The sequence below is a fragment of the Methylophaga sp. UBA678 genome (assembly GCF_002299105.1).
Taxonomy (GTDB): domain Bacteria; phylum Pseudomonadota; class Gammaproteobacteria; order Nitrosococcales; family Methylophagaceae; genus Methylophaga; species Methylophaga marina.
The window spans coordinates 496-2,749 of sequence record NZ_DBNG01000005.1 but is presented as its reverse complement, the minus strand read 5'-3'; the positions used below and the strand labels follow the sequence as shown (position 1 = coordinate 2,749).

Sequence of the window (2,254 nt, the reverse complement as noted above, 5' to 3'; positions counted from 1 at the left end):
CTGAATTTGAAGAAAAAATGAATGCCTTAGCCGTCGGGGAAATGAGCGATATTTTTCAAAGTCGATTTGGTTGGCATTTAATCAAAGTGTTCGATCGTCGAGAAGAAAATATGGCGGAAGAATATCAACGTGGAAAAGCGCGAGAACAAATTCGTCAGCGTAAAATTGATGAAGAAATGGAAACATGGTTACGTTCAATGCGTGATGAAGCTTACGTCGAGTATCGTAATCCTTGAGTGTCATCAAACGTATAGCACTAACTCCAGGAGAGCCTTCAGGTATTGGACCTGATCTTATTCTGTCATTAGCGCAGCAAAAACATGAAGCTCAGCTTATCGCTTTAGCGGATCCTGAACTGCTTAAACAAAGAGCAGAACTGCTTGGCTTGTCGATAAGTTTAATTGAAATCGATCTATCCGAGCCTCGACAATTAGCCGAGGCTGGCGAGCTTTTTGTTTTACCGCATCGACTCAAAGCCCCTGTGAAAGCTGGAGAATTGAATCACCTGAATAGCCGTTATGTATTGGATACTTTGCAAACGGCATTGGATGGCTGCTTATCTAAACAATTTGATGCCATCGTTACGGCCCCTGTGCACAAAGGTATCATTAACGACTCTGGAGAGGTGTTTACTGGGCATACAGAGTTTTTTGCAGATGGGGCTGGCGTAAAAAAAGTCGTTATGATGTTAGCGACGGATTCACTGAAAGTGGCTTTGGCTACTACGCACTTACCACTTCGAGACGTGGCGGATGCCATTACATCTGACGAACTAAGTGAGGTGATTGTCATAATTCATCAATCCATGCAGCAACACTTTGGTCTCGCTTTACCAAGGATAGCGGTATGTGGATTAAACCCTCATGCCGGCGAAGATGGTCATCTTGGTCGCGAAGAAGTTGACATTATCCAGCCTGTTATTGATCGTTTTATTCAAGATGGCTATGCCGTATCAGGTGCCTGGCCAGCCGATACTATTTTTAATCAAGATAAATTACAAAACTATGATGTGGTCTTAGCGATGTATCACGATCAGGGCTTGCCTGTGTTAAAACATCACGGATTTGGTAAGGCCGTTAATGTCACATTGGGTTTACCATTCATCAGAACATCGGTAGATCACGGAACAGCACTTGATTTAGCGGGCACAGGACGTGCGAATCCGAGTAGTTTGTATGCCGCTCTAAAAATGGCAATAGCCATGGCGAATACACAATGAGTAACTTATGAGCCAATCATCTTTTCCACGAGCAAGAAAACGCTTTGGACAAAACTTTCTACACGATGAAAGTATTATTAATTCAATAGTAGAAGCAATCAGCCCTGAAGAAGGGCAACATCTGGTTGAAATCGGACCTGGACGTGGTGCTTTGACAGAGCCACTATTACAGCGCTGTTCAAAGCTGGATGTGATTGAGCTTGATCGCGACTTGGTGCCGCTATTGAGACGTCAGTTCAGTGACTATAAGCAATTACAGATTCACGAGGCGGATGCGTTGAGATATGAATACTCTCAATTAATCACTGAGCAAAAACCACTTAGAATCATTGGCAATTTACCTTACAACATCACCACACCTTTATTGTTTCATTTACTCAGCTTTGCAGACGCTATTAGTGATATGTGTTTTATGCTGCAGAAAGAGGTTGTTGAGCGCATCTGTGCGCAGCCTGGGACAAAGCAGTATGGTCGATTGAGCATCATGATTCAGTATCAATGTCATACAGACATGTTATTTGTGGTGCCACCAGAGGCGTTTGATCCAGTACCCAAAGTGGAATCTGCCATTATTTATCTGCAACCACGCAAACAACCTCTTGGTGGGGATGTCGATATACGTGTGTTAAGTCAGATTGTGACTCAAGCCTTCAGTCAACGCCGAAAAACCATAGCTAACACGTTGAAAAAGTTGATTTCTCCAGAAATTTTTCTTGCTGCTGACATCGATCCAACACAACGCCCTGAAACCATTTCTGTCGATGCTTTTGTCAGATTGACACGCTGTTATCTGGCCGCATCAGCTGAATCTCAATAATCATGCCAGATTAGCCAAATCTAATTCAGCTGGATAAAGTATGAGTGTGATAGAGATAACATCTTGCTAACAACTGAAATTAACTGTCTTGACACGCTGATTTTGCTGTAGTTAGATACTCAGAACCAATGGGACTCAGAAGCATAACTTAACGTCGCTATTGGGACTTGGACGACATAAATAAATAATGATATGAGGAATTAAGCTGTGAATAAATC

The 2,254-nt window shown here is 42.6% G+C and carries 3 protein-coding genes; all 3 read left to right on the top strand.

All coding sequences use genetic code 11. The features are described from left to right. A partial coding sequence (locus B3014_RS01855) for a peptidylprolyl isomerase (RefSeq protein ID WP_289286890.1) occupies window positions 1-236 on the top strand: 236 nt, incomplete at its 5' end. Further along, window positions 233-1,219 (top strand): 4-hydroxythreonine-4-phosphate dehydrogenase PdxA, encoded by a 987-nt coding sequence (gene pdxA, locus B3014_RS01850; RefSeq protein ID WP_289245442.1) that lies wholly within the window; start codon window positions 233-235, stop codon window positions 1,217-1,219. The genes B3014_RS01855 and pdxA, both read left to right, overlap by 4 nt. Window positions 1,220-1,226: 7 nt before the next feature. Beyond that, window positions 1,227-2,036, top strand: coding sequence for a 16S rRNA (adenine(1518)-N(6)/adenine(1519)-N(6))-dimethyltransferase RsmA (gene rsmA / locus B3014_RS01845; RefSeq protein ID WP_289245443.1), 810 nt, complete (start codon window positions 1,227-1,229; stop codon window positions 2,034-2,036). Window positions 2,037-2,254: the final 218 nt, after the last annotated feature.